The sequence below is a fragment of the Motiliproteus coralliicola genome (genome assembly GCF_003345655.1).
Lineage (GTDB): Bacteria > Pseudomonadota > Gammaproteobacteria > Pseudomonadales > Balneatricaceae > Motiliproteus > Motiliproteus coralliicola.
Genome location: NZ_QQOH01000001.1, coordinates 1,200,734 through 1,223,503, shown reverse-complemented (window position 1 = coordinate 1,223,503; position 22,770 = coordinate 1,200,734). Strand labels below are relative to the sequence as shown.

The 22,770-nt window shown below is 56.5% G+C and carries 21 protein-coding genes; 11 read left to right on the top strand and 10 right to left on the bottom strand.

What is annotated here, in order from left to right; translation table 11 throughout:
- Positions 1–37: 37 nt before the first annotated feature.
- Both DV711_RS05365 and DV711_RS05360 read right to left on the bottom strand, forming a co-directional pair.
- Entirely contained in the window at positions 38–1,393 is a 1,356-nt protein-coding gene (locus DV711_RS05365) for a DUF1329 domain-containing protein (RefSeq protein ID WP_114694591.1), read from the bottom strand.
- A gap of 31 nt (positions 1,394–1,424) precedes the next feature.
- Positions 1,425–3,293 carry a DUF1302 domain-containing protein gene (locus DV711_RS05360; RefSeq protein ID WP_114694590.1) on the bottom strand — a complete coding sequence of 623 codons (1,869 nt, stop codon included), beginning with the start codon at positions 3,291–3,293 and terminating at the stop codon, positions 1,425–1,427.
- Between the two features lie 560 nt (positions 3,294–3,853).
- Between DV711_RS05360 and DV711_RS05355 the strand changes: the two genes are divergently transcribed.
- From DV711_RS05355 to DV711_RS05340, 4 genes are all read left to right on the top strand, one after another.
- Positions 3,854–5,029 carry a WD40/YVTN/BNR-like repeat-containing protein gene (locus DV711_RS05355; protein WP_114694589.1) on the top strand — a complete coding sequence of 392 codons (1,176 nt, stop codon included), beginning with the start codon at positions 3,854–3,856 and terminating at the stop codon, positions 5,027–5,029.
- A gap of 14 nt (positions 5,030–5,043) precedes the next feature.
- Positions 5,044–7,431, top strand: a complete 2,388-nt coding sequence (locus tag DV711_RS05350; protein WP_207802534.1) for an efflux RND transporter permease subunit — start codon at positions 5,044–5,046, stop codon at positions 7,429–7,431.
- Positions 7,432–7,504: 73 nt separating this feature from the next.
- The gene (locus DV711_RS05345; RefSeq protein WP_114694588.1) at positions 7,505–9,286 is read left to right on the top strand and encodes an acyl-CoA dehydrogenase C-terminal domain-containing protein; all 1,782 of its coding nucleotides are present in this window, start codon (positions 7,505–7,507) and stop codon (positions 9,284–9,286) included.
- 143 nt (positions 9,287–9,429) lie between these two features.
- Positions 9,430–10,149, top strand: a complete 720-nt coding sequence (locus tag DV711_RS05340) for a DUF6639 family protein (RefSeq protein WP_114694587.1) — start codon at positions 9,430–9,432, stop codon at positions 10,147–10,149.
- Between the two features lie 30 nt (positions 10,150–10,179).
- Here DV711_RS05340 and DV711_RS05335 read toward each other — a convergent pair whose 3' ends face one another.
- Positions 10,180–11,223, bottom strand: coding sequence for a DUF3549 family protein (locus DV711_RS05335; protein WP_114694586.1), 1,044 nt, complete (start codon positions 11,221–11,223; stop codon positions 10,180–10,182).
- A 429-nt stretch (positions 11,224–11,652) separates the two neighbouring features.
- Between DV711_RS05335 and DV711_RS05330 the strand changes: the two genes are divergently transcribed.
- From DV711_RS05330 to DV711_RS05310, 5 genes are all read left to right on the top strand, one after another.
- On the top strand, positions 11,653–11,907 hold the full coding sequence (locus DV711_RS05330) for a GIY-YIG nuclease family protein (protein WP_114694585.1): 255 nt from the start codon (positions 11,653–11,655) through the stop codon (positions 11,905–11,907).
- 89 nt (positions 11,908–11,996) lie between these two features.
- On the top strand, positions 11,997–12,698 hold the full coding sequence (locus tag DV711_RS05325; protein WP_114694931.1) for a DUF1538 domain-containing protein: 702 nt from the start codon (positions 11,997–11,999) through the stop codon (positions 12,696–12,698).
- Entirely contained in the window at positions 12,698–13,504 is an 807-nt protein-coding gene (locus DV711_RS05320; protein ID WP_114694584.1) for a DUF1538 domain-containing protein, read from the top strand. The genes DV711_RS05325 and DV711_RS05320 overlap by 1 nt, the downstream gene beginning before the upstream one ends.
- A 20-nt stretch (positions 13,505–13,524) precedes the next feature.
- Positions 13,525–13,875, top strand: a complete 351-nt coding sequence (locus DV711_RS05315; protein WP_114694583.1) for a P-II family nitrogen regulator — start codon at positions 13,525–13,527, stop codon at positions 13,873–13,875.
- Positions 13,872–14,279 (top strand): CBS domain-containing protein, encoded by a 408-nt coding sequence (locus DV711_RS05310; protein WP_114694582.1) that lies wholly within the window; start codon positions 13,872–13,874, stop codon positions 14,277–14,279. The genes DV711_RS05315 and DV711_RS05310 overlap by 4 nt, the downstream gene beginning before the upstream one ends.
- A 58-nt stretch (positions 14,280–14,337) precedes the next feature.
- On the opposite strand, the gene DV711_RS05305 is transcribed toward DV711_RS05310, so the two are convergent.
- The 5 genes from DV711_RS05305 to DV711_RS05285 form a co-directional block, all read right to left on the bottom strand.
- Positions 14,338–14,652, bottom strand: a complete 315-nt coding sequence (locus DV711_RS05305) for a YqcC family protein (protein WP_114694581.1) — start codon at positions 14,650–14,652, stop codon at positions 14,338–14,340.
- 35 nt (positions 14,653–14,687) lie between these two features.
- Complete coding sequence (locus DV711_RS05300; protein ID WP_114694580.1) at positions 14,688–16,040, bottom strand: class II 3-deoxy-7-phosphoheptulonate synthase; 1,353 nt, start codon at positions 16,038–16,040, stop codon at positions 14,688–14,690.
- 112 nt (positions 16,041–16,152) lie between these two features.
- Positions 16,153–17,073 (bottom strand): LysR family transcriptional regulator, encoded by a 921-nt coding sequence (locus tag DV711_RS05295; protein ID WP_114694579.1) that lies wholly within the window; start codon positions 17,071–17,073, stop codon positions 16,153–16,155.
- Between the two features lie 124 nt (positions 17,074–17,197).
- Positions 17,198–18,130 (bottom strand): ornithine carbamoyltransferase, encoded by a 933-nt coding sequence (gene argF, locus DV711_RS05290; protein WP_114694578.1) that lies wholly within the window; start codon positions 18,128–18,130, stop codon positions 17,198–17,200.
- Between the two features lie 103 nt (positions 18,131–18,233).
- Complete coding sequence (locus DV711_RS05285; protein WP_114694577.1) at positions 18,234–19,418, bottom strand: aspartate aminotransferase family protein; 1,185 nt, start codon at positions 19,416–19,418, stop codon at positions 18,234–18,236.
- Between the two features lie 327 nt (positions 19,419–19,745).
- Here DV711_RS05285 and grxD point away from each other — a divergent pair, with 327 nt between their 5' ends.
- On the top strand, positions 19,746–20,081 hold the full coding sequence (gene grxD / locus DV711_RS05280) for a Grx4 family monothiol glutaredoxin (protein ID WP_114694576.1): 336 nt from the start codon (positions 19,746–19,748) through the stop codon (positions 20,079–20,081).
- 95 nt (positions 20,082–20,176) lie between these two features.
- A complete protein-coding gene (locus DV711_RS05275; protein ID WP_114694575.1) occupies positions 20,177–20,779 on the top strand; it encodes a peroxiredoxin in 603 nt (200 codons plus the stop codon).
- Between the two features lie 84 nt (positions 20,780–20,863).
- Here the strand turns inward: DV711_RS05275 and rnt are convergent, their stop codons facing one another.
- Positions 20,864–21,478, bottom strand: coding sequence for a ribonuclease T (rnt, locus tag DV711_RS05270; RefSeq protein ID WP_114694574.1), 615 nt, complete (start codon positions 21,476–21,478; stop codon positions 20,864–20,866).
- 59 nt (positions 21,479–21,537) lie between these two features.
- Complete coding sequence (pyrC, locus tag DV711_RS05265) at positions 21,538–22,572, bottom strand: dihydroorotase (RefSeq protein ID WP_114694573.1); 1,035 nt, start codon at positions 22,570–22,572, stop codon at positions 21,538–21,540.
- Positions 22,573–22,770: the final 198 nt, after the last annotated feature.

Sequence of the window (22,770 nt, the reverse complement as noted above, 5' to 3'; positions counted from 1 at the left end):
GGCTGCAGCGCTGCTGCCGGCTCAGATCGGTCGGAAGCTAGCGCTTGGCCGCACGGCGAAGCGCAGAGGGTGTGAAGTCCCGGTGCTTGGCCTTATGGTCGAAGTCCAGACCTTTCTCTTCGTTGGTCAGACCCAGGGCCAGGTAGCGACCGGACTGCAGATCATGGATGATCTCGGCGGTATTCCAGGGCACCTTGGCCTCGGTGTACTGAATCTCATGACCTTCGGATACTCGCCAGAGCTCTCCGCGTCCGTCGTAGTGATCAGCCACGGCGATACCCCAGGTATCCTCGTCGATATAGAACACCCGCTTGCCATAGATGTGCCGCTCGCCCTCACTCAGAGTGGCCTCGACAACCCAGACACGGTGCTTCTCGTAACGGGTAAACTCCGGATTGATATGGCCGGCCATCAGGATGTCATCGTACTTCAGACTCTTGTCGGCCAGCTTGAACGAGTTGTACGGAATCAGCAGTTCTTTTTTACCAACCAGCTTCCAGTCGTACTTGTCGATGGCGCCGTTGAACATATCGAAGTTGTCGGAGGTACGCAGGCCGTCAGACGCGGTACCCGGACCGTCGTAGGCGATCTGTGGGGCACGCCGTACACGGCGTTGACCAGCGTTGTAGATCCAGGCCAGGCGCGGCTGTTTGATCTGATCCAGGGTTTCATGAACCAGCAGCACGGTGCCGGTTAGACGAGCCGGGGCTTTGATCACCTGTTTGAAGTAGAACAGCACATTGGAATCTTTTTCCGGGTCATAGCCGTCGGCAATATGCCAGGGGAAGACGAACTCGTCGGCCAGTTTGACCGGGGTGTAGTCTCCGTTTCGCTGAACCGCCGCTTGCATCAGATCGCGTTTGACCGAGCCGCCGCGATAGCGCAGCAGGTGGTTCCAGACGACTTCTTCAGCATTCTGCGGAATGGCAAAGGGGACCGACTCGTCATAGTCGAAGGCGACTTGTTCGCGAATCACCGCCTTGGTGGCGTTCTCTTTGGCCTTTTCGTAGATCACTTCGGGATAGGCCGCAGTACGGCGAGACTGATACACCGGCATCCGGTAGGTTTCTGGATAGCGCTCAAACAGCGCGATCTGTCCCGGGGTCAGTAGATCTTTGTACTGGTCCTTATTGGCATTGGTGATAACGTAGAGCGGCTGTTCATCGGCAAAAGGGTTCTCGCCCTGTGTGACCGATTCGGTCATGCCGCCGTTCCAGGCCGGGATCGAGCCATCGGCGTTGCCGGCTTTCTCGGCGCCGATCGGTGTCAGGTCCGCACCCAGGCGGGCAGCTTCCTCGGCGCTGACGGCCGCCATTGCGCTGCCGCTGGCCATGGCGAGTGTCGCTACCACGGCGGTGGCCAGTTTGCGCACTTGAAATAGTTGTTTATTCATTCGTAAATTTCCTCGTCAAACGCTCAACCGCTTAGAACGACATGCCGATAGACAGTGTCAGGTGGTCTCGGTCGGCCAGGGGATCCCAGTCGCTGGTTATATAGTTGGTATAGGCGATGCTGGCGTTGTATTGACCCAGATAATCCGCATCCAGTGCCAGAGAGACAGACTGACGACCTTCGATAAAGTTGCCGTTCGGCGCGACACCGTCGACATCATCGCGCCAGGTGATCGACGGAGTCATATTCACACCGGCGAAGACATCGTTGTAGCTCAGCGCGGCCTTAAGGCGATAGCCCCAGGCAAACTTGGTTACAAAGCCGCCTTCGTCACAGGCTACACTTGGATCCGTAACTCCTTCGGTTGTGCAGTTTCCGTAAACAATGCCACGACCGTAGCGACGGGTATCGATGTCATCGAAATCTTCATCAATTCCCTGAGAGTAGGTGGCGCCGATCTCACCGATCAGGCTTAGGCGGCTGGCACCCATCACCTGATCCCAGAACTGAATAAAGGTAGTCTGTACCTGATAGACATCATACTCATCAGCCAGGACAAGTGTGTTCCCAGTATCACGGATGCTGGACAGCTCGTCATAAAATCCCGGATTTACCTGACCGGCGGATCCGAAACCATTTTCTGAAAGAATTGCTGCTTGCAAGGCTTCGGCCGTGTTCCAACCCACGGGGAAGTCGGGTTGGTAAGAGATTTCACCAGACCAGGAAACACCACCCACGGTAGTGTTAAAACTCAGGCCATAAACCTTTAGGTTTTCTGGATAGGCGAGCTGATAGGTAGGGTTGTCCGCTTCTGAGGTCACGGCAAAGTAAGGACGGCGGCTATGATAATTCATAAAGTAGGCGCCGAATTCGGTTTCAATATCCTCGACATAGTAGCGTCCAGCTAAACCGAATTGCCCTGAGTTTTTAGCCTCTTTATCTTCTCCACGGGCAATAGCTACAGGAGCTCCCAAAATAGAAACACCACCATTCCAAGGAATAAAGCTACCGTCTGAGCCAAAGACAGCAAGGTCGTCAAACCTAGTGTTAACACCAGAGCAGCCTGGAGCAGCGATGTCGCTCGTAGCAAAGAAGGTGCCGCAGCCATCGAGGGTGAAAGGCTCCCACTCCAATTGGTAGAAGGCTTCGGCGGTCAGGTTATCGGTCAGGCCGATGGAACCGTAGGCCAGATTGACGGGCATCAGCACATCTTTTAGCAGTGCACCGGGGCGGCGGAAGGCGGGCACATCGATCGGGTTGATCTGGTTGATACCACCGCCGATAAAGGTGGACTCACCCCAGCTGACCACCTGGCGTCCCAGACGCAGATCCACCGGCATCTCGCCGGCTTCAAATTCACCGTAGATAAAAGCGTCCTGAAGATCGATCCCGGAAAATTTAGCTTCGTTATCGAATTTGCTGTCATTCAGGCCGATTCGGCCACCGGCAGGAGCATAACCGGTGGTGGTGCTGCCGTGGCGAACGTCTTGGTTCTCCAGTTCGAAGTCGTACCAGTACTTGACCCGAACAAAAGCGCCGATATTGTCTTTGCGCAACGACAGGCCGTGGGTGCCTTTGAAAACGTTGGAAACCACATCACCTTTGTTGAAGTTCAGGTTACCGTCATCGATGGTTTTCGATTTGGCGGTACCTGTTACGCCACGGAGCGCGCCGTTTTGCGGATCGACCAAACGTGCGGACTGGCCTTCGGTACGTACGGTTACGCCAAGGGACAACTCCGAGTCCAGTTGGCCTTCGATTTCACCGATGTTGAATTCATACACTGCGTGCGCGTAGGGCGCGGAGAGGGTTCCAGCCAGGATCATGGCTGAGCACAGGGGAGTCAGCTTGAAGCCTCGCTTGGTGTTAAGCACTGGCTGATTCAAGACCTTCGTCGTCATGTTGCCACCTTGGTTTGTTGTATTTGTTGTATTTGTCGTTTGCGGACTAGGTGCAGAGTGCCGACCAGGGTGAAGGGGAGGTCGGTCGGGCTGCATTTGTCCGCAGCCAACATCCTAAGACAGCCATTCGTTAATGCGGCAATCATTAGGCGCCAAATTCGTATCATCTGACGCGTTGGGATTAGCCTGTCCCTTTAACGCCACGGCTGCCTGGTTCCGTAGTAGAACCGAAATACTGTTTAAAAATAACAGATTAAGTTGGATCTTGCTGGCTGAATATTGGCTTGTAGGCACTCATGTTCGGCTCGTCGTGTAGACGCTTCCTGACTGCCACCAATGATCGGGATGATTACAACGGGTTAATACAAGCTATTGATATATAATGACTAATCATGAGGCTTGATAGCGGGGTTGGATGTGCTGATAAGTGATTGGCGCCCGTGGATACAGGTCGTTGGGCTTTTCTACTTTAGAATCAGTACGGTGTCGGATTGGCAGCACAGCTCACAGGCTGTACCTGTGCCCAGGCACCACTGATAACAATAATTCGAGCAAACCCTATGTTTTTATCTCTTCTGCCGCCTTTTCGGCTGTCTCTGCAGAAAGCCGCCTCCGGTCGCTCAGACCTCAGCGTGCTGATCTCGACTCTTGTTACTGTTCTTCTTCTCAGCGTAGGTTCGGCCCAGGCAGGCTTTGATGACCGGATGATGCGCCCAGCCGAAGTCATCGCGAATCCCGAGCGTAGCCTGCTGGTCGATCTGATCGGTAGCGATGAGCGCTTGCTGGCAATTGGAGAGCGAGGGCGTGTGCTGATCTCCGATGACCTTGGTCTGAGCTGGCGTCAGGGAGCGGTTCCTGTGTCGGTGATGCTGACGGGAATTGCCCAGGCGGATGAGTCCTCTTTCTGGGTCGTGGGTCATGATGGCATCGTGATCCGCAGCGAAGATCGAGGTGAAAACTGGACCAAGGTGCTCGAGGGTCGCAAGATCGTTGAGCTGGTGGCGGAATACTACAGGGCGTTGGTGGCAGAAGCCGAAGCGGACCCAGATTATCCCGAGTTTGAGCTTGAAGAGCTGATGTTCCGCGCCGAAGAGGCTGAGCTGGCGGTTGAGGATCAGGCATTGCCGACGCTGCTCAATGTCGCCTTTGTCGATGCTCGGCACGGCTATTTATTGGGCGCCTACGGATTACTGCTTGAAACCCGCGATGGAGGAGAGTCCTGGACGCCAATTAACGAAGCGCTGGGCAATATCGACGGTTTTCATTTGAATGCGTTGACGGTCACAGATTCGGCCCTCTATATCGCCGGCGAGGCGGGTTCTCTATTTCGCAGCCTGGACCGAGGCCAAAGCTGGGAAGCGTTGCCGTCACCCTATGACGGATCTTTCTTCGGACTTCAGCCGCTGAATCAAGATAGCCTGGTGGCCTACGGGTTACGGGGTAATGCCTTTGAAAGCCGAGACGGGGGCGACAGTTGGCAACCTCTCCCGTTACCGATCAAGCGGACCCTGACCGGTATGGCGCAACTGGAAAATGGGACCCAGATCTTAGTGGGTAGCTTTGGCGCGTTATTGGTCAAGACCGCAGGGAGCGAGCAGTTTATTCCGCAACCCCTACCGCTGCCGGCGCCTAGCATGGCCGTGCTGCCGGTGACCGAAGATCAGGTCGTGGTGGTTGGTCTTGCTGGCGTGCAGCGAGTCGTTATTAAACCTGTTGCTGCAAAAGCTGCTAAATAATAAGGAATCTGGGCATGACGAAGTACGGTAAAAAGTACAGTAAAGAGCTTGATCACCACCTGATGCATCCGCTGAAAGATTCTGAAGCCATCGTCGAACGCACCCTGTTCGGCCACCGACCGCTGATCCTGGCCCTGTGCCTGCTGATGACCTGCGTGTTCGGCTATTACGCCTCCAATCTCACCATGGGGGCCAGCTTCGAGAAAATGATTCCTACCTCGCACCCCTATATCGCCAATTTCCTGGAGAACAAACAGGAGATGGCGGGGCTGGGTAATACGGTCCGAATCGCAGTAGAGACCACTGGCGATGATATCTACAGCGCCGAGTTTCAGGAGACCCTTAAGCAGATCAACGACGAGGTGTTTTTTATTCCCGGAGTTGATCGTTCAGGCTTGAAGTCGATCTGGACGCCGAATGTTCGCTGGACCGAGGTCACCGAGGAGGGGTTTGTTGGTGGTCCGGTAATTCCGTCCGAGTACGATGGCTCAGATGCAGAGCTGGATAAGCTACGAGCCAATGTGGCCAAGTCCGGCAGCATCGGTTCGCTGGTGGCCAACAATCACAAGTCGGCGATCATCCTGGCGCCGCTCTATGATATCAGCCCCGAAACCGGTGAAGCGTTGGATTATGACCAGTTCTCCCAACGGCTCGAGGCGCTGGTACGGGACAAGTACGAGTCTGACACGGTCAAGATCCATATCACCGGGTTTGCCAAGGTGGTGGGGGATCTGATTGAAGGTGCCGGCCAGGTGGCGACCTTCTTTGCGATGGCGATTGCTATCACCCTGGTGCTGTTGCTGATCTACTCGCGCAGTCTGATCGGCGCACTGGTGCCGCTGATTTGCTCATTGATCGCGGTGGTGTGGCAGTTGGGTTCATTGCGTTTATTGGGCTTCGAGCTTGATCCCTATTCGATGCTGGTACCCTTCCTGGTCTTCGCGATCGCGATCTCCCATGGGGTGCAGATCGTCAATTCAACCGCGTCAGAGATCGGGCATGGCTTTGACAAGCTGCAAGCTGCCCGCAATGCCTTTCGGATGCTCTATGTTCCCGGCTTTATCGCCCTGCTGTCCGACGGTATCGGCTTCATCACCCTGATGGTGATCGACATTACCGTGATTCAGGATCTGGCGATTGCCGCCAGCTTGGGGATCGCCACCATTATTCTGACCAACCTGGTGATCCTGCCGGTGGTGTTATCCTACACCGGAGTACGGGCCGCCGGTGATCATTTCGACCTGTTGGAGAAACTCTGGAAGCTGCTGCAGGCTGCGTCCCGTCCGGTTCCGGCCACCATGATTACGCTGGTTGCCGCGCTGATGGTGATCTGGGGAGTGGAGTACAGTCGTGACTTGAAGATCGGTGACCTGGATGCGGGGGCGCCGGAGCTGCGTCCGGATTCACGTTACAACCAGGACAACGCGTTCGTCACCTCTAACTTTGCCACCAGTGCCGATCTGTTCGTGGTAATGGTCAAAACCTCTGATGATGCCTGTGTCAGCTACGACACCCTGACGATGGTTGAGCACTTCCAGTCGATGATCAACCGGGTCCCGGGAGTGCAATCGTCGTTCTCGATGGTCAATGTGGCCAAGCGAGGGTTGGTCGGTATGAACGAGGGCAATCTGAAGTGGGCCGAGCTGTCGCGCAATAACTTCGTGATGAACTCGGCCACCGCTGGAAAGCATGTGCCGCCGGGCATGGTCAACAGCGACTGCAACTTCCTGCCGATCGTGATCTACCTGAATGACCACAAAGCCGAAACCCTGACCCGGGTTGCCGACGCGGCGGCTGACTTTGCTGCGCAACACAACGATGGCTCGGTCCGGTTCGAGCTGGCGGCCGGTAATGCCGGCATTGAAGCAGCCACCAATATCGTGATCGAGACCGCCCAGTACGAGATGTTGGCCTGGGTCTATGGGGTGGTCGGGGTGCTGGTATTCCTGACCTTCCGCTCCGTCAAAACGGTTATCTGTATCATCATGCCCTTGGCGATGACCTCGGTATTGTGCCAAGCCCTGATGACCTACATGGGGATCGGCGTCAAAGTCGCCACCTTGCCGGTGATCGCCCTGGGCGTCGGTATCGGGGTAGATTACGGCATCTATATCTATTCCAAGCTGAAGTTCTATATGGATCAGGGTGAACCGTTGACCGACGCCTACCTGCACACCCTGCGCAGTACCGGTAAAGCGGTGGCCTTTACCGGTCTGACCCTGGCGATCGGTGTGGGCACCTGGGCTTGGTCACCGATCAAGTTCCAGGCAGATCTGGGCGTGCTGCTGACCTTCATGTTCCTGTGGAACATGCTGGGGGCATTGATTCTTCTACCTGCGTTGGCACGTTTGATTTTACGGCCCAAAGAGCTACCCAAGGCTGGGCTGGAACCGACCTCCTAAATCATAACAACAACCCCCGCGAGCCGTTGTTCAGCAGTCGTGGTCGACGTGGGATTTTACTTGAGAGATCAATATGAGTGAGTATCGCCATCCTTACCGAGACATGCAGTTTGTAATCAATGAGCTGCTGGGACTGGATCAATTTTGCCAGCGTTTTGATATCGAAGAGGTCAACTCCGAGTTGGCCAACGCCATCCTGGAAGAAGCCGGCAAGCTTGGTGAGACCGTGCTGGCCCCGCTGAACCGTAGCGGTGACGAACAGGGAGCGACACTGACCGAACAGGGCGTGCAGCAGACGGCTGGCTTCGCCGAAGCCTATCAACAGTACGTCGAAAGCGGCTGGGGCTCGCTGACCGCCAGGGCCGAATTTGGTGGTCAGCAGTTGCCCAATCTGCTCGGAACTGCCGTCAATGAGGTTTGGCAGTCGGCCAATATGGCGTTCGGGCTCTGCCCGATGCTGGGGCAGGGAGCAATTGAGTCCTTGACCCATCACGGTAGTGACGAACTGCAGCTACTGTTCCTGCCCAAACTGGTCAGTGGCGAATGGACCGGTACCATGAACCTGACCGAGCCGGGAGCCGGCTCCGACCTGGCGGCGATCAAGACCCGGGCGGTACGTGAGGGTGACCATTATCGGATCACCGGTCAGAAGATCTTCATCACCTGGGGCGATCATCAGATGACCGATAATATCGTTCACCTGGTGCTGGCGCGCCTGCCGGATGCACCTGCCGGAGTGAAAGGTATCTCGCTGTTTGTGGTGCCCAAATTCCTGCTCGACAGCGATGGCAACCCCTCCGAAGCCAACGATCTGAAAGCGGTCTCACTGGAGCATAAACTCGGCATCCACGGCAGCCCGACCTGTGTCATGAGTTTCGGCGATGACGGCGGTGCAATCGGCTATCTGGTCGGCCAAGAGAACAAAGGCTTGGCCTATATGTTCACGATGATGAACCATGCCCGCCAGGCGGTGGGCTTGCAGGGGGTAGCGATCTCCGAGCGTGCCTATCAGCATGCGGTCGACTATGCCAAGGAGCGTTTGCAGGGAACCGGGGCCGACGGCGCTCAGGTGCCGATCATCCGTCATCCCGATGTACGGCGGATGTTGATGCAGATGCGGGCCTCCACCGAAGCGATGCGGGCAGTGGCTTACCTCGCCTCGATGGAGATCGATCGCGCCAACCATTGCAGCGATGCCGAGCAGCGCCTGCAGCATCAGGGACGGGTGGAGTTGTTAACCCCGATCGTGAAGGGTTGGCTGACCGAGATGGCGCAAGAAGTGACCAGTCTGGGGGTGCAGGTTCACGGAGGCATGGGCTTTATCGAAGAGACCGGGGCGGCCCAGTATTTCCGCGATGCCCGGATTCTTCCGATCTATGAGGGCACCACCGGAATCCAGGCCCTGGACCTGGTGGGGCGTAAAAACCTGTTCAATGGCGGTCAGTTGGTTGCTTCGTTGCTGAATGAGATGGAACAGACCTTGACCGATCTGGACAGCACCAACGAGACTACCGAAGTTATTGCTGCGGCGCTTCGAAGTGCGTTGCGAGATGCTAACGAAGCGCAGGACTGGTTGCTGGAAGCAGCGTCCAAAGATGAAGCGGCTGCCGGCAGTGTGGCGGTCAACTTTATGATGCTGTTCGGTTACCTCAGCGGAGGCTGGATGATGGCCCGCAGCGCTCTGCAGGCGCAGGCGATGTTGGAGACCGGTAGTGGTGATGCTGAATTCCTGCAGGCCAAGCTGGTAACGGCGCGGTTCTACTGCGAGCAGTTGTTGCCGCGTACAGCCGGTCTGTTGAGCGCGATCCGTTCCGGTAGCGATTCCACCATGGCACTGGACGACGATCAGTTCTAGAAGCTGCGTGCTACACCCTACCTGCAATCTAAAAGGCGGCCTCGGCCGCCTTTTATCGTCGCTATACTATCTGCTGTGAGCAATAAAATTGAGTTACTAGCCTTCCAATGAGCGTTTGATCGTTGGATTCAGGAGGTGGCTCTATGGATATTCAATCCCGAAGGATTCGAGACTGCCTGATCGTCGGGCTGATGGTCGGGGGCTTGTTTGGCAGCCTGGTTGGGACGTCTGCCGCATCAGCGCAAGATGCCGTCGACAGCTGTCCTGACGGCCGGATACAGCTTCTATCGGCGGTCAGTGACCGGGACAAAAGCCTGATCTGCGTGGCGGCTTTGCAATCGTTACAGTTTCTGCAGCGGCTCAACCTTCCCTTTGATGGAACCATCAGGATCGAGGTGGTCGAGCAACCGATGGCCTATCTGGGGCATGCGTTGTACGGCAGTTATGATGCTCGCCAGGATCTGATTCGGGTCATGTCATCGGCTGCGATCAGCGCCCAGCAACCCGACGCTTTGATCTATCACCAGCCGTTTGAGTCCGGGCTATATCGTAGTGTGGTCGCCCACGAGGTGGCTCATGCCGTGGTTAAGCGACATGCACCGGAACTGAACCGGACGGCGCAGGAGTACCTGGCCCATGCGACGCAACTGGCGGTATTGCCACAGGTCTTACGACAGCGGATTATCCAGCAGGCCGATGTGCAGCCTTGGCAGCGCGACGATGTGATCAGCGACATCTATATGGCGATGGCGCTGACCAAGTTTGCGGTCAAGTGCTACCTACATCTGAGTCGACACCCCCAGCCCACAATCCTAGTGCAGCAGCTGTTGAGCTCCAAGTGGCGCTACATCGTAGTGATGTAACCCGGTCAGGCAGCGCAGGGGGGATTATGCTTATCGAACCTGGCCGAAGAATCCACCGATCGCCTGTGCCAGCTGATCACTGCGCTCAGGATTGCGCAGCCCCGCCATGACCGCTGGACGCATGCCCGGTATAAAGACCAGATCGGCGAGAACCCGGTTGAAGCAGGGTTGGCCGGCCGGGTTGCGAGCCAGTGCTTCAAGAAACGCCTGACAGAGTTCGGCTTGTTGCAGATCGGCCCAGCAGCGGCTAGCGATGGCGGCCAGAACCTCCACATCAGTTCCGTAAGGGGTGGTCAGCACCGCTTGGATCGCCTGTTGGCGCTGCTGGGCGTCAAAACTCTGCGACAGCGCACGTAGCAGGGCACCGATACTGGTGGCCTCACAGCTGCCGGTCTCCAGCTCGCGATGGAGGCGCCTTGACAGCGCTCGGCTCAGACTGTGGGGCGGTTGCTGATGTTCCAGCTGAGCACAGAACGCCTCCAGAGGCGGTAAGGGTAACTGGTCCAGGATACGTTCAAGCAGCTCAGCGTTATTCTGCTGGTCCAGGCGGTCGCAGACATCGGCAATACCCTGCAGTCCCAGCTGCTGCCAATCGTTCAGGTCCTTGAGGCCGGCCAGGTAATCCCGGGTGGGCTGATAGAACACCGAGTGGGGCTGGTGCAGAATTTGCGCCGCCTTGGCATGGAATGCCGCCATTTTCTCCTGATCCGGGGTAAAGGCGAAGGGGTTGTCTTTCAGGGGGTCTTCGCCTTCGTTTTGCTCCAGCAGCTGATCACCGACACAGCGGGCCAGCCGATGCAAAAAATCATCCCGAGCGGCTTGGACCAACAGTCCCTGTTCATCCAGAGGGAGTTTTAAGAACCAGATGATCTGTTGCTGTTTCTGCTTGGGGCTCCACAGCAATACACCGATCCAGGCCTGTTGCAGGAACGGCAACGGATAGGGCGTTTGGGCTTGCTCGAACCGGCGAAACTCCTCGGTGCTGAGTTTGGACACTCGTCGGCCCATATCGAACAGGCGGAAACTGACATTGGCGTTGGATAAAAAATCGGTAAGGGTTTGAATCGGCTGCATGGGTGGCTGTTTTCGAAGCTGTCTGTTGGTTATGCTGAGCGGCAATTCTATCACGTGAGACGAGGGATCCTGCGAATAAGTCCTTGCGAGATTCTGGCTTCCAGCTTGGTTCGCTATCCAGGCGCAGTTTTGAAGCAATGTCTAGACCTTACGAAAAGCTGCAACGCAGAGCGCGGATCAAGCTGAAAGCCCCGCAGGGCAAGGCCTGAAGCACACAATTTTGTCGTTGCAATCTTTGCTAAGGGCGATGGCCATTAGCTTCAGTTTGCGCCTAGAACTTGCGCACTTCAGGCGCTTGCAGAAATCGCAGGGACTTGTTCGCAGGTTCCCCCCAAGAGGTAACGACGATTGTCAGCGTCGACGGTAGCGATAACGACAGCTTCCACCAAAGTACAACCTGAAGCTCAACCGCAAGTCTGGTTTCTGTACATGATCGAAACCGAAGGAGGGCGTCTTTACACAGGAATCAGTACCGATCCGGTACGCCGCTTCGAGCAACATCGCAGCGGTAAAGGCGGGGCGAAATTCTTTCGGACAGACCCTCCCAAGCGGATCTGCTACCAGCGGGAATTCCCCGACCGGAGTACCGCGTCGAAGCAGGAATACCGCCTCAAGCAGTTGACTCGTAAACAAAAGTTAACGCTTATTGAGCAATCCGTGATAAATATTGAGGTGGGTCTATAAAAGGCTGTTTCAGGTTTTTTATAATCGAGTGATTGCAAACGAAGGGGATATTAGTTTTGCAGAAATCGCTCTATGCATTGCTGCAATCGATGGTAGGTAGTCTGCGTGATCTGGCGCCGATTATTCTGGTTATCGGTTTCTTTCAGCTCGTCGTTCTTCAACAACCGTTACCGGACCTGGTCGGAGTTTTGACCGGGGTGGTTTTTGTTGTTCTGGGGCTGACATTTTTTATTTTCGGCCTCGAGATGGGGCTGTTTCCGATCGGTGAATCGATGGCCCATGCCTTTGCCCGCAAAGGCAGTGCCAGCTGGCTGATCACCTTCGCCTTCGCGTTGGGGTTCGGAACCACGGTGGCGGAACCGGCTTTGATAGCAGTAGCGGCTGAAGCGGCTCAGGTGGCCGCCAATGGCGGCATGATCGAAAACAATCCTGATGCCCGTTCGGTCTATGCCAGCGGATTGCGATTCACCGTCGCACTGTCGGTCGGGTTGGCGATCGTGCTCGGCGTGGTACGAATCCTTAAGGGCTGGTCGATCCAATACATGATCATGGGGGGCTACGTACTGGTAGTCATCATGACCGCGTTGGCGCCCAAGGAGATTATCGGTATTGCCTACGACTCGGGCGGTGTCACCACCTCGACCATCACGGTTCCGTTGGTGACCGCGTTGGGTGTGGGCTTGGCGTCATCGATTGAGGGTCGAAATCCGATGATCGATGGCTTCGGTCTGATCGCCTTCGCGTCGCTGACGCCGATGATCTTTGTTATGGCTTACGGGATGATCGTCTGATGGAATTGTTGACTAATCTGTTGTCGATTCTGCTATCGACTATCAAGGACGTGATTCCGATCGCCGCGATTATCTTCGGGTTTCAGATCTTTGTTATCCGTCGTCGTATCCCTAACCTGAAACGGGTGTTGTTCGGCTTTGCCTACGTCATCGTCGGGCTGGCGTTCTTTCTGCTGGGATTGGAGAAGGCGCTGTTCCCGCTAGGCCGTTTGATGGCCGAGCAGCTGACCAACCCTGAGTTTATCCGCCAGGGCATTGTCGGTGCGGCTGAAGTATTGCGCTGGCAGGATTATTACTGGGTCTACCTGTTCGCCTTTGCGATCGGGGCCAGTACCACCATTGCCGAGCCTTCGCTAATTGCGGTCGCGATCAAGGCCAACGAGGTTTCCGGCGGCACCATTGGGATCTGGGGGCTGCGGATTGCGGTTGCGCTGGGGGTGGCGATCGGTATCTCGTTGGGAACTTATCGGATCGTGACCGGAGTACCGATTCACTATTTCATCATCACCGGTTATGTGTTCGTGGTGATCCAGACCTTCTTTGCACCCAAGATGATCGTGCCGCTGGCCTATGACTCGGGTGGCGTGACCACCTCTACCGTGACCGTACCGCTGGTGGCGGCACTGGGCCTGGGATTGGCTGAAACCGTACCTGGACGCAGCGCATTGCTGGATGGTTTCGGCCTGATCGCGTTTGCCAGTCTGTTCCCGATGATCACGGTGATGGGCTATGCACAGATAACTGAATTTAAAGAAAAGCGCTCCCGCGCTCGGCGTCAGGCCGAGTTCGACCGAGAGCAATCTTAAGGGAATCGAGGGGTTAACCTATGCATTTCAAACTGATCCTCGCCTTTGTCGAGGATACGGAAACCCAAGCGGTGATGGATGCCGCACGTGAAGCGGGAGCGACCGGGGCAACGATCATTAACAATGCTCGCGGAGAGGGGCTTAACAAGAGCAAAACCTTCTTCGGCTTGTCGCTGGAGTCGCAGCGTGATGTGGTCATCTTTCTGGTTGAAGAGCACTTGAGCCGGCATATTCTCGAGCGCATCTCCGAGGTCGGCTGTTTCGATACCAAGCCGGGAACCGGAATCGCGGTGCAGCTGGATGTTGAAGATGCCGTTGGTGTTGCTCACCAGGTAAAAGAACTGTCTGAGAAAATTGAGGACTCGTTATGAGCGGGAAGAAGATCGTTCGGGCCGAAGATGTGATGAAGTCTGACTTTGTCGAGGTGGACGGCCTGATGACGGTGGCTCAAGCACTGGATATAGCTCGTGAGAGCCGTGCCAGGGTGTTGATCGTCAAGAAGCGCCATGAGGACGATGAGTTCGGTATGGTGCTGTTGTCTGATATCGCTAAGAAGGTGATCGCCTGTGATCGCTCGGCGGATCGGGTCAATGTCTATGAGATTATGGCCAAGCCGACTATCGGGGTGAAAGGCCGGATGGATGTGCGTTACTGCGCCCGTCTGTTTGAGAATGTGGGAATCTCATTAGCGCCGGTAATTGATGAGGACCAGATACGCGGTATCGTCAGCTACAACGATATCGTGTTGGATGGGCTGTTCGCGGAGCAGCAGTAGGGGCTGATAGCCTAGCGGATCCAGCCACAGGGTTGGATCCGCGAAGCCATGCAGACTTTTACAACGCCTTGTCGAAGGCGTCGATGGCGTCAAGCAGGGCGCTGTGGTCCTGTTTAAGCTCTTTGAAACTCTCTTCGGCGATCGGCAGTATCTGGCAATAGCCGGGTAGAGGTAGGCCGCCATCCAGTAGTGCATTCATCCGTGGAATCAGAATCCACTGTAACCATTCGCTAAGGCTCAGCGTGTCGACACAGAACGGCTCGACACTCTGCAATGCCTCTGGGCTGGGGGGCATGCTGGACCACAGGCCCAGCTTACGTAGCTCCTGTTCGATCTGGTCTAGCGCCGTTCTGACCTCGGTTTGATCGACCATTACGAACTCCTGAACGCTTTACCGACGTGCCAGTATTACTGGCGTCGGGCGTGCTTGAGAGTGTCGGCAATCAGGAATGCCAATTCCAGTGCCTGATCGGCGTTCAGGCGCGGATCGCAGTAGGTGTTGTAGCGATCGGCCAGATTGGCTTCGGTGATCTGGTAAGCCCCGCCGATGCACTCGGTCACGTTCTGACCGGTCATTTCGAAGTGGACCCCGCCAGCAATGGTGCCTTCGGCCTGATGGACCTGGAAGAAGCCTTTCATCTCCGACAGTACCTGATCGACCGCACGGGTCTTGTAACCGTTGCTGGTCTTGATGGTATTGCCGTGCATCGGGTCACAGCTCCAGAGGACCTTCAGCCCCGCGTCCTTGACGGCCCGAACCAGCGGGCTGAGCTTGTCGCCAACCTGCTCGGCACCCATCCGTGAGATCAGGTTCAGACGCCCCGGTTCGTTGTTGGGGTTCAAGATCTCGATCAACTTCAGCAGCTCGTCGGCGGCCATGCTGGGGCCAACCTTGACGCCGATCGGATTGTGAATGCCGCGCATAAATTCGATATGGGCTCCATCCAGCTGTCGGGTCCGGTCGCCGATCCACAGCATGTGGGCGGAGCAGTCGTACCAGCGCTCGGTCAGGCTGTCGCGACGGGTCAGTGCCTGCTCAAAGTTGAGCAGCAGCGCCTCGTGGGAGGTATACAGCGAGGTTTCGTGGATCTGCGGTGTGTTATTGCCGCTGATGCCACAGGCTTTCATGAATGCCAGCGCCTGATCGATCTGATCGGCCAGATCACGGTATTTCTCGCCCAGCGGGCTCTTATCGACAAAGCCCAGGTTCCAGGCATGTACCTGACCCAGATCGGCGAAGCCGCCCTGTGCGAAGGCGCGCAGCAGATTCTGGGTTGCCGCGGCCTGGTTGTAGGCCTGCAGCAGCCGCTGCGGGTCCGGTACCCGGGCATCGGCATTGAAATTGATGTCGTTGACAATATCGCCGCGGTAGCTGGGTAGTTCCTTTCCATCGACGACTTCGGTGTCGGCGGAGCGGGGTTTGGCGAACTGGCCAGCCATCCGGCCAACCTTGACGATCGGGCAACTGCCGGCGAAGGTTAGTACTACCGCCATCTGCAGCAGGACTTTGAAAGTATCGCGGATGTTGTCGGCGTGGAACTCGGCAAAGCTTTCAGCGCAATCGCCGCCCTGCAGTAAAAAGGCGCGACCTTCGGTGGCTTCGGCCAGTTGGTTGCGCAGGGCTCTTACTTCGCCGGCAAAGACCAGCGGCGGCAGTTGAGACAGTTGCTGTTCGACCTTGCTGAGCAGGGTGGCGTCGGTGTAGTTGGGTTGTTGCAGAATCGGCTTGCCGCGCCAGCTATCGGGTGTCCAAAGTTCCATGAGTCGACCTATATAGAGCTTGTGCACTCGATGTGCACAGAAAAAACAGGGCGTTAGTGTACGCCCTGTTTTCGAGGATGACTAGGGAATCGCGCCGGTAACAGCAGGCTGCTCAGTTCTTGGCGGTAGCGCGGATGCCGTTAAGGGTTTTGAACGAGGTTTCACGGGCGGTATCGAGGAAATCGCGCATGAACTCGGCGTCCTTCTGATCGTCACGAATAGCGGCGTACAGGGTTGACCAGACACCCTTGGAGCCAAGCTGGCAGGCGCTGACATAGCTACGCTCGAGGTATTCGCTCAGGGCCCAGTTGGGCAATCCGCAAACGCCGCGACCGCTGGCTACCAGTTGCATCATCATCACCGTCATCTCGGCGGTGCGGATCTCCGGGTCGACATCGGCCGGATCAAGGAAACGGGTAAAGATATCGAGGCGGTTGCGATCGACCGGATAGCAGATCAGCGTCTCCTGCTCGAGGTCGCTCGGGTCGACATGGCCCTTGCGTGCCAGAGGATGCTGGTTGGCCACCGCCAGCAGAATCTCGTAAGCGAACAGGGGTTCGTACTGGATGCTGTTGATCGGTTGCGGGTCGGAGGTGATAACCAGGTCCAGCTCACCTCGGGCCAGTGCCGGTAGCGGTGAAAAATTGAATCCGCTGGCCAGGTCCAGTTCCACCTCGGGCCAGTTCTCGCGGAAACGGTCGATGGTGGGCATCAGCCACTGGAAGCAACTGTGGCACTCGATCGACATATTCAGCCTTCCGGTTTCACCGCCGGCTAGGCGGGCAATGTCTCGCTCGGCGTTGCGGATCATCGGCAGCACATCATCGGCTAGGGCCAATAGTCGTTGGCCTGCGCTGGTGAAACAGATCGGCTTGGTTTTGCGGATAAACAGCGAGCAGTTGAGTCGCTCTTCCAGGTCTTTGATCTGGTGCGACAGGGCGGATTGAGTCAGGAAGACACGCTCGGCAGCTTCAACCAGGCTACCGGTGTCGCGTAGCGCGGCCAGGGTTTTCAGGTGCCTCAATTCGACCATACATCCGCCTCTCTCGTTGAGTCATTGCTGACTGGTTATGAACGAAATTCAAGTATAGTCGGAATTGGCGCCGACGGGGTGGACAGGGGGCGGCAATTGCCGCCCCAACTGTCGATGAGTGAACTCAGGGGATGTGTTTTTGGATGCCGAAGACCAGGAACTCCATTAGCGCTTTTTGGGCATGGAGACGGTTCTCAGCTTGGTCAAAGACCGCTGAGCGCGGGTCGTCGAGCATATCTTCGCTGATCTCTTCGCCGCGATGAGCCGGCAAGCAGTGCAGGAAGATCGCTTCCGGGTGGGCCAGATCCATTAGAGCAGGGCTGACCTGATAGACACCCGCGAAAGCCGCTTCACGCTCTTTCTGTTCCTCTTCCTGGCCCATGGAGGCCCAGACGTCGGTGGTGATCAGATCGGCCCCTCGAACTGCTTCGGCCGGATCGCGCAGGATGGTGACGCGGTCAGCGTGGGCTTCCACCAGCGCTGCCGGGGGCTCGTAGCCTTCCGGGCAAGCGATCCGCAGTTGGAAGTCAAACTGGGCCGCAGCGTTGATGTAGGAGTTACACATATTGTTGCCGTCGCCGATCCAGACCACGGTCTTACCCTTGATCGAACCGCGCTGCTCGACGTAAGTCTGCATATCCGCCAACAGTTGGCAGGGGTGGAAATCATCGGTCAGAGCGTTGATGACCGGCACATTGGAGTAGCTGGCAAAGTGTTCGAGCTGCTGATGGTCAAAGGTGCGGACCATGATGATGTCGACCATCCGCGAGATCACTCGGGCGCTGTCTTCAACCGGCTCTCCGCGGCCCAGCTGGGTATCGCGCGGGGACAGGAAGATCGCGCTGCCGCCGAATTGGGTCATGCCGGCTTCGAACGAGACGCGGGTACGGGTAGAGGACTTTTCGAAGATCATCCCCAGCACCTGGTTTTTGAACGGCTCGTAGATGACGGCTTCGTTGCGCATTGACTTGAGTTTGATCGCGCGGGCGATGACGTAATCCAGCTCTTCCGGGCTGAGATCTTTGAGGGTCATGAAGTGTCGGGTTTGAGCGTCCATAACTAAATACCTAAAACGCCCTCGAAAACTCAAGGGCGCTGTCGTGTTGGAGTTGAATGATGGCCGACGGTTGTCGGCTCTAAACTGTTTGTCGGTTCGACGATTACTCGTCGGAAACCAGAATTTTGATCAGTTTGCTGATTACACCGATGATCAGGCTGGCTTCGCTTTCGTTAAGGATCAGCGGTGGCAGCAGGCGAACGATCTTACCTTCTCCGGTAACGTTGAGCAAAATTCCTTTGACCTTGGCCAGTACGGCCAGCTCGGTGACCTCCTGGTCAAGTTCGATGGCGACCATCAGGCCCTTACCGCGAATATCGCGAACGTAGCCGGCACCTTCGAATTCGCGCTGGAAACCTTCGACCAGCAGGGCGCCCATATCGGCGGCCTTCTGGCACAGGCTGTCGGATTCGATGGTGTCGACGACGGCCAGCGCGGCGGCGCAGGCCAGTGGGTTGCCGCCGAAGGTGGAACCGTGGGTGCCCGGGCCGAGAATCTCGGCGGCTACGCCACGAGCCAGGCAGGCGCCGATCGGTACCCCGTTACCAAGTCCTTTGGCGGTGGTGACCACGTCGGGCAGGATATCGTTGTGCTGATAGGCAAAATAGCGCCCGGTACGGCCGTTGCCGGTCTGGACTTCGTCGAGCATCAGCAGCCAATCCTGCTGATCACAGATCTGGCGTAACTGGTTGAGATAATCCTGATCCGGAATCCGCACACCACTTTCGCCCTGAATCGGTTCGACCAGGATCGCGACCACGTTGCTATTGTTGGCGGCGATAGTGCGAATAGCCTCAACATCATTGAAGGGCGCACGGACAAACCCGGAGACCAGGGGTTCGAAGCCAGCCTGGGCTTTGCGATTGCCGGTGGCACTCAGGGTTGCCATGGTGCGGCCGTGGAATGAGTGTTCCATCACAATGACGGCAGGATTATCGATGTCGCGCTGGTGGCCATAGAGTCGAGCCAGCTTGATCGCCGCTTCATTGGCTTCCGCCCCGGAATTACCGAAAAAGACATTGTCCATGCCGGATAGATCGCACAGGCGCTGAGCCAGCTCGGTCTGCAACGGGATGGTATACAGGTTGGAGGTGTGGATTAGCCGGGAGGCCTGCTCGCTGATGGCGGCGGTCACTTTCGGGTGTGCATGCCCCAGTCCGCAGACCGCGATGCCGCTGAGTGCGTCCAGAAACTTGTTTCCCTGCTGATCGTAAAGCCAGGCGCCTTCGCCGCGCTCAAACGCCACGGAGAGCCGGGAGTAGTTATTCATCAGCGGAGATTGTGTCATTTTCGAATTCCTTTACGGCGGCTATAAGGAGCTATCGAGCTTCGAGTGCCCAGATGAAAAAAAGGGTCAATTCTAACCACGGGTTTTCGGATTTGGCAAACTCTTGCGGCGACTGTCAAGTCTGGCAGGAAGTTGATTTGCCAAATAGAATAGTGAAACGGTCAGTATAGCCAGCGGTTATCGATTTACTTCATTTCGTCACAAAAATATCTCGTTATAGAGCCAGACAAAAATAGTCGGATATGGGTATAATCGCAGGCAAAAGGGGCTTGCATGGCAATTCCCGGGGGGAGCTGAGCGCTCTTTAAACTAACTTACAGGTGAACCATGACCACAGTCGTCGATACCATTAAAGATCAAATTGAAAACAACCCGATCCTGCTCTACATGAAGGGTACGCCGAAGTTCCCGCAGTGCGGTTTCTCTTCCCAGGCATCCCAGGCGATCATGGGTTGTGGCGAACGTTTTGCTTTCGTCAATATCCTGGAGAATCCTGAAATTCGCGCTGAGTTGCCGAAGTACGCCAACTGGCCTACCTTTCCGCAACTCTGGGTTGAAGGCGAGCTGGTCGGCGGCTGCGACATCATTGTCGAGATGGCGCAGAATGGTGAGCTTGAGACTCTGATCAAAGCTGCAGCGCAAAAGGCAGCTGACAGCGAATAATCGCATAAGCTAATATTCCATTGGCTGTTGCTGGGGCAGGTCGGGGGGTCTGTCCTTATAACTTTAATCCCAAAAGCAACTTGGAGAAGCTAATAATGAGCGTACTCGTTGGTAAGGAAGCACCGGACTTTACCGTTCCTGCGGTACTGGGTGACGGTTCCATCGTTGACCAGTTCAACCTGAAAGAAGCGATCAAAGGTAAATATGGTCTGGTCTTCTTCTACCCGCTGGACTTCACTTTCGTCTGCCCGTCCGAGCTGATCGCTCTGGATCACCGTGTAGACGCGTTCAAAGAGCGTAACGTTGAAGTCATCGGTGTTTCCATCGATTCACACTTCACCCACAACGCCTGGCGTAACACCCCGGTTAACGAGGGTGGCATCGGCGCGGTCAAGTACACCCTGGCTGCCGACATGAACCACGACATCTGCAAAGCCTACGACGTTGAGTCCGCCGGCGGTGTAGCTTTCCGTGGCGCCTTCCTGATCGACACCAACGGTGTGGTTCGTTCTCAGATCGTTAACGACCTGCCGCTGGGCCGTAACATGGACGAGCTGATTCGCCTGGTTGACGCGCTGCAGTTCCACGAAGAGCATGGTGAAGTTTGCCCGGCTGGCTGGAACAAGGGCGATGCCGGTATGAACGCCTCTCCGGACGGTGTGGCTGCGTACCTGAGCGACAACGCTGACAAGCTGTAAGTTTTTTACAGGCGATAAAAAGCCCGCTCTTTAGCGGGCTTTTTTGTGTCTGACTGGTTGGTCAAGCTCTGGTCGGAATACGACTTAATCGTGCATTACCGGGTCCCAGCCACCCAGCTCTTTCCAGCGATTGACGATCAGGCTGAACAGCTCGGCAGTACGTTCGGTGTCGTAGGCCGCCGAATGGGCCTGGCGATTGTCGAAATCGATACCGGCCACTTCGCAGGCTTTGGCCAGCACGGTCTGGCCGAAAGCCAAACCCGCCAGGGTGGCGGTGTCGAAGCAGGAGAACGGGTGGAACGGATTGCGCTTGATTTCGGCGCGCTCGCAGGCGGCATTGATAAAGCTCAGGTCGAAGGCGGCATTATGACCGACCAGGATGGCGCGCTTGCAGCCGTGGGCTTTGATCGCTTTGCGGATCGGCTTGAAGATCTGCTCCAGCGCTTCCTTTTCAGACACCGCTTCACGAAAGGGGCTGTAAGGGTCGATGCCGGTAAACTCCAGTGCCGCTTTCTCCAGGTTGGCCCCTTCGAAGGGTTCGACGTTGCAGTCGATGGTCTGATCCGGGATCAGCAAGCCCTCGTCATCCATGGTCAGCAGTGAGGCCGCGACCTCGAGCAGGGCGTCGGTCTTTGGATTGAAACCAGCAGTTTCGACATCGATCACCACCGGTAGGTAGCCGCGAAAACGCTCTGACATCAATTGGGCGATCGGGGATAGGGTGTTAGCCACTGATAGAAGTCCTTATCGAATTCAGGCTAGGCGACCACGCGCCATTGGATGGTTTCGCCGGCACGCAGCGGGACGATCGGTTGGTCGCCGAACTGCAGGGTTTCGGCCTGGGTCCAGGGCTGTTTCTCCAGCACGATCTTGTCGCTGTTTCTGGGCAAGCCATAGAAGTCGGGGCCGTGGAAGGAAGCAAAACCTTCCAGTTTGTCCAGCGCGTTCATCGATTCGAAGGCTTCGGCGTAGAGTTCGATTGCCGAGGTTGCGCTGTAGCAGCCGGCACAGCCGCAGGCGCTTTCCTTGGCGGACTGGGCATGAGGGGCCGAGTCGGTGCCGAGGAAGAATTTAGCACTGCCGGAAGTGGCGGCTTCGAGTAGTGCCTGCTGGTGGATGTTGCGCTTCAGGATTGGCAGGCAGTACAGGTGTGGCTTGATCCCGCCAACCAGCATGTCGTTGCGGTTGAACAGCAGGTGTTGAGGTGTGATCGTGGCGGCGATGTTGTCACCGGCGGCAGCGACAAACTGGGCTGCGTCGGCGGTGGTGATGTGTTCCATCACGATCTTCAGGTCGCTGAAGCGTTCGGTGAGCGGCATCAGCTGTTGCTCGATAAAGACCTTCTCGCGCTCGAAGATATCGATATCGGCATGGGTGACTTCACCGTGGACCAGTAGCGGAATTCCCAGCTCCTGCATCGCTTCCAGTGCGTCGTAAACATTTTCCAGCGCCGTAACACCGGACGCGGAATTGGTGGTCGCGCCGGCCGGATAGAGTTTGACCGCGGTGACGCAGCCGCTGGCTTTGGCTTTGCGCAGCTCATCAGCGCTGGTGCCGTCGGTCAGGTACAGGGTCATCAGCGGATCGAAACTGCGCTCGGTCGGCATCTGCGCCAGTATACGCTGACGGTAAGCCTTGGCATGTTCCGTGGTGGTGACCGGCGGAACCAGGTTGGGCATGATGATCGCGCGACCGAAGTAGCGGGCCATATCGGCGACGGTGTTGCGCAGTACTTCTCCGTCGCGCAGGTGGACATGCCAGTCATCCGGACGGGTGATTTCAAGACGTTGCATGGGGATCCTTGGAAACAGCTTGCTGAGAAGCGCTGATTTTATCAGCCCCGGTGAAAACCGACCACCGTCCTGGGGATTGGATTCAAACAGTTTTGGCTAAAGTTTTGCCAATCGAAGGCGAACCAATACAATAGTTGGCAATCTTTCTTTCCCTGCATCTGTTGATGTTGCAGGCACAATGCGCGGTAATGTCGATGG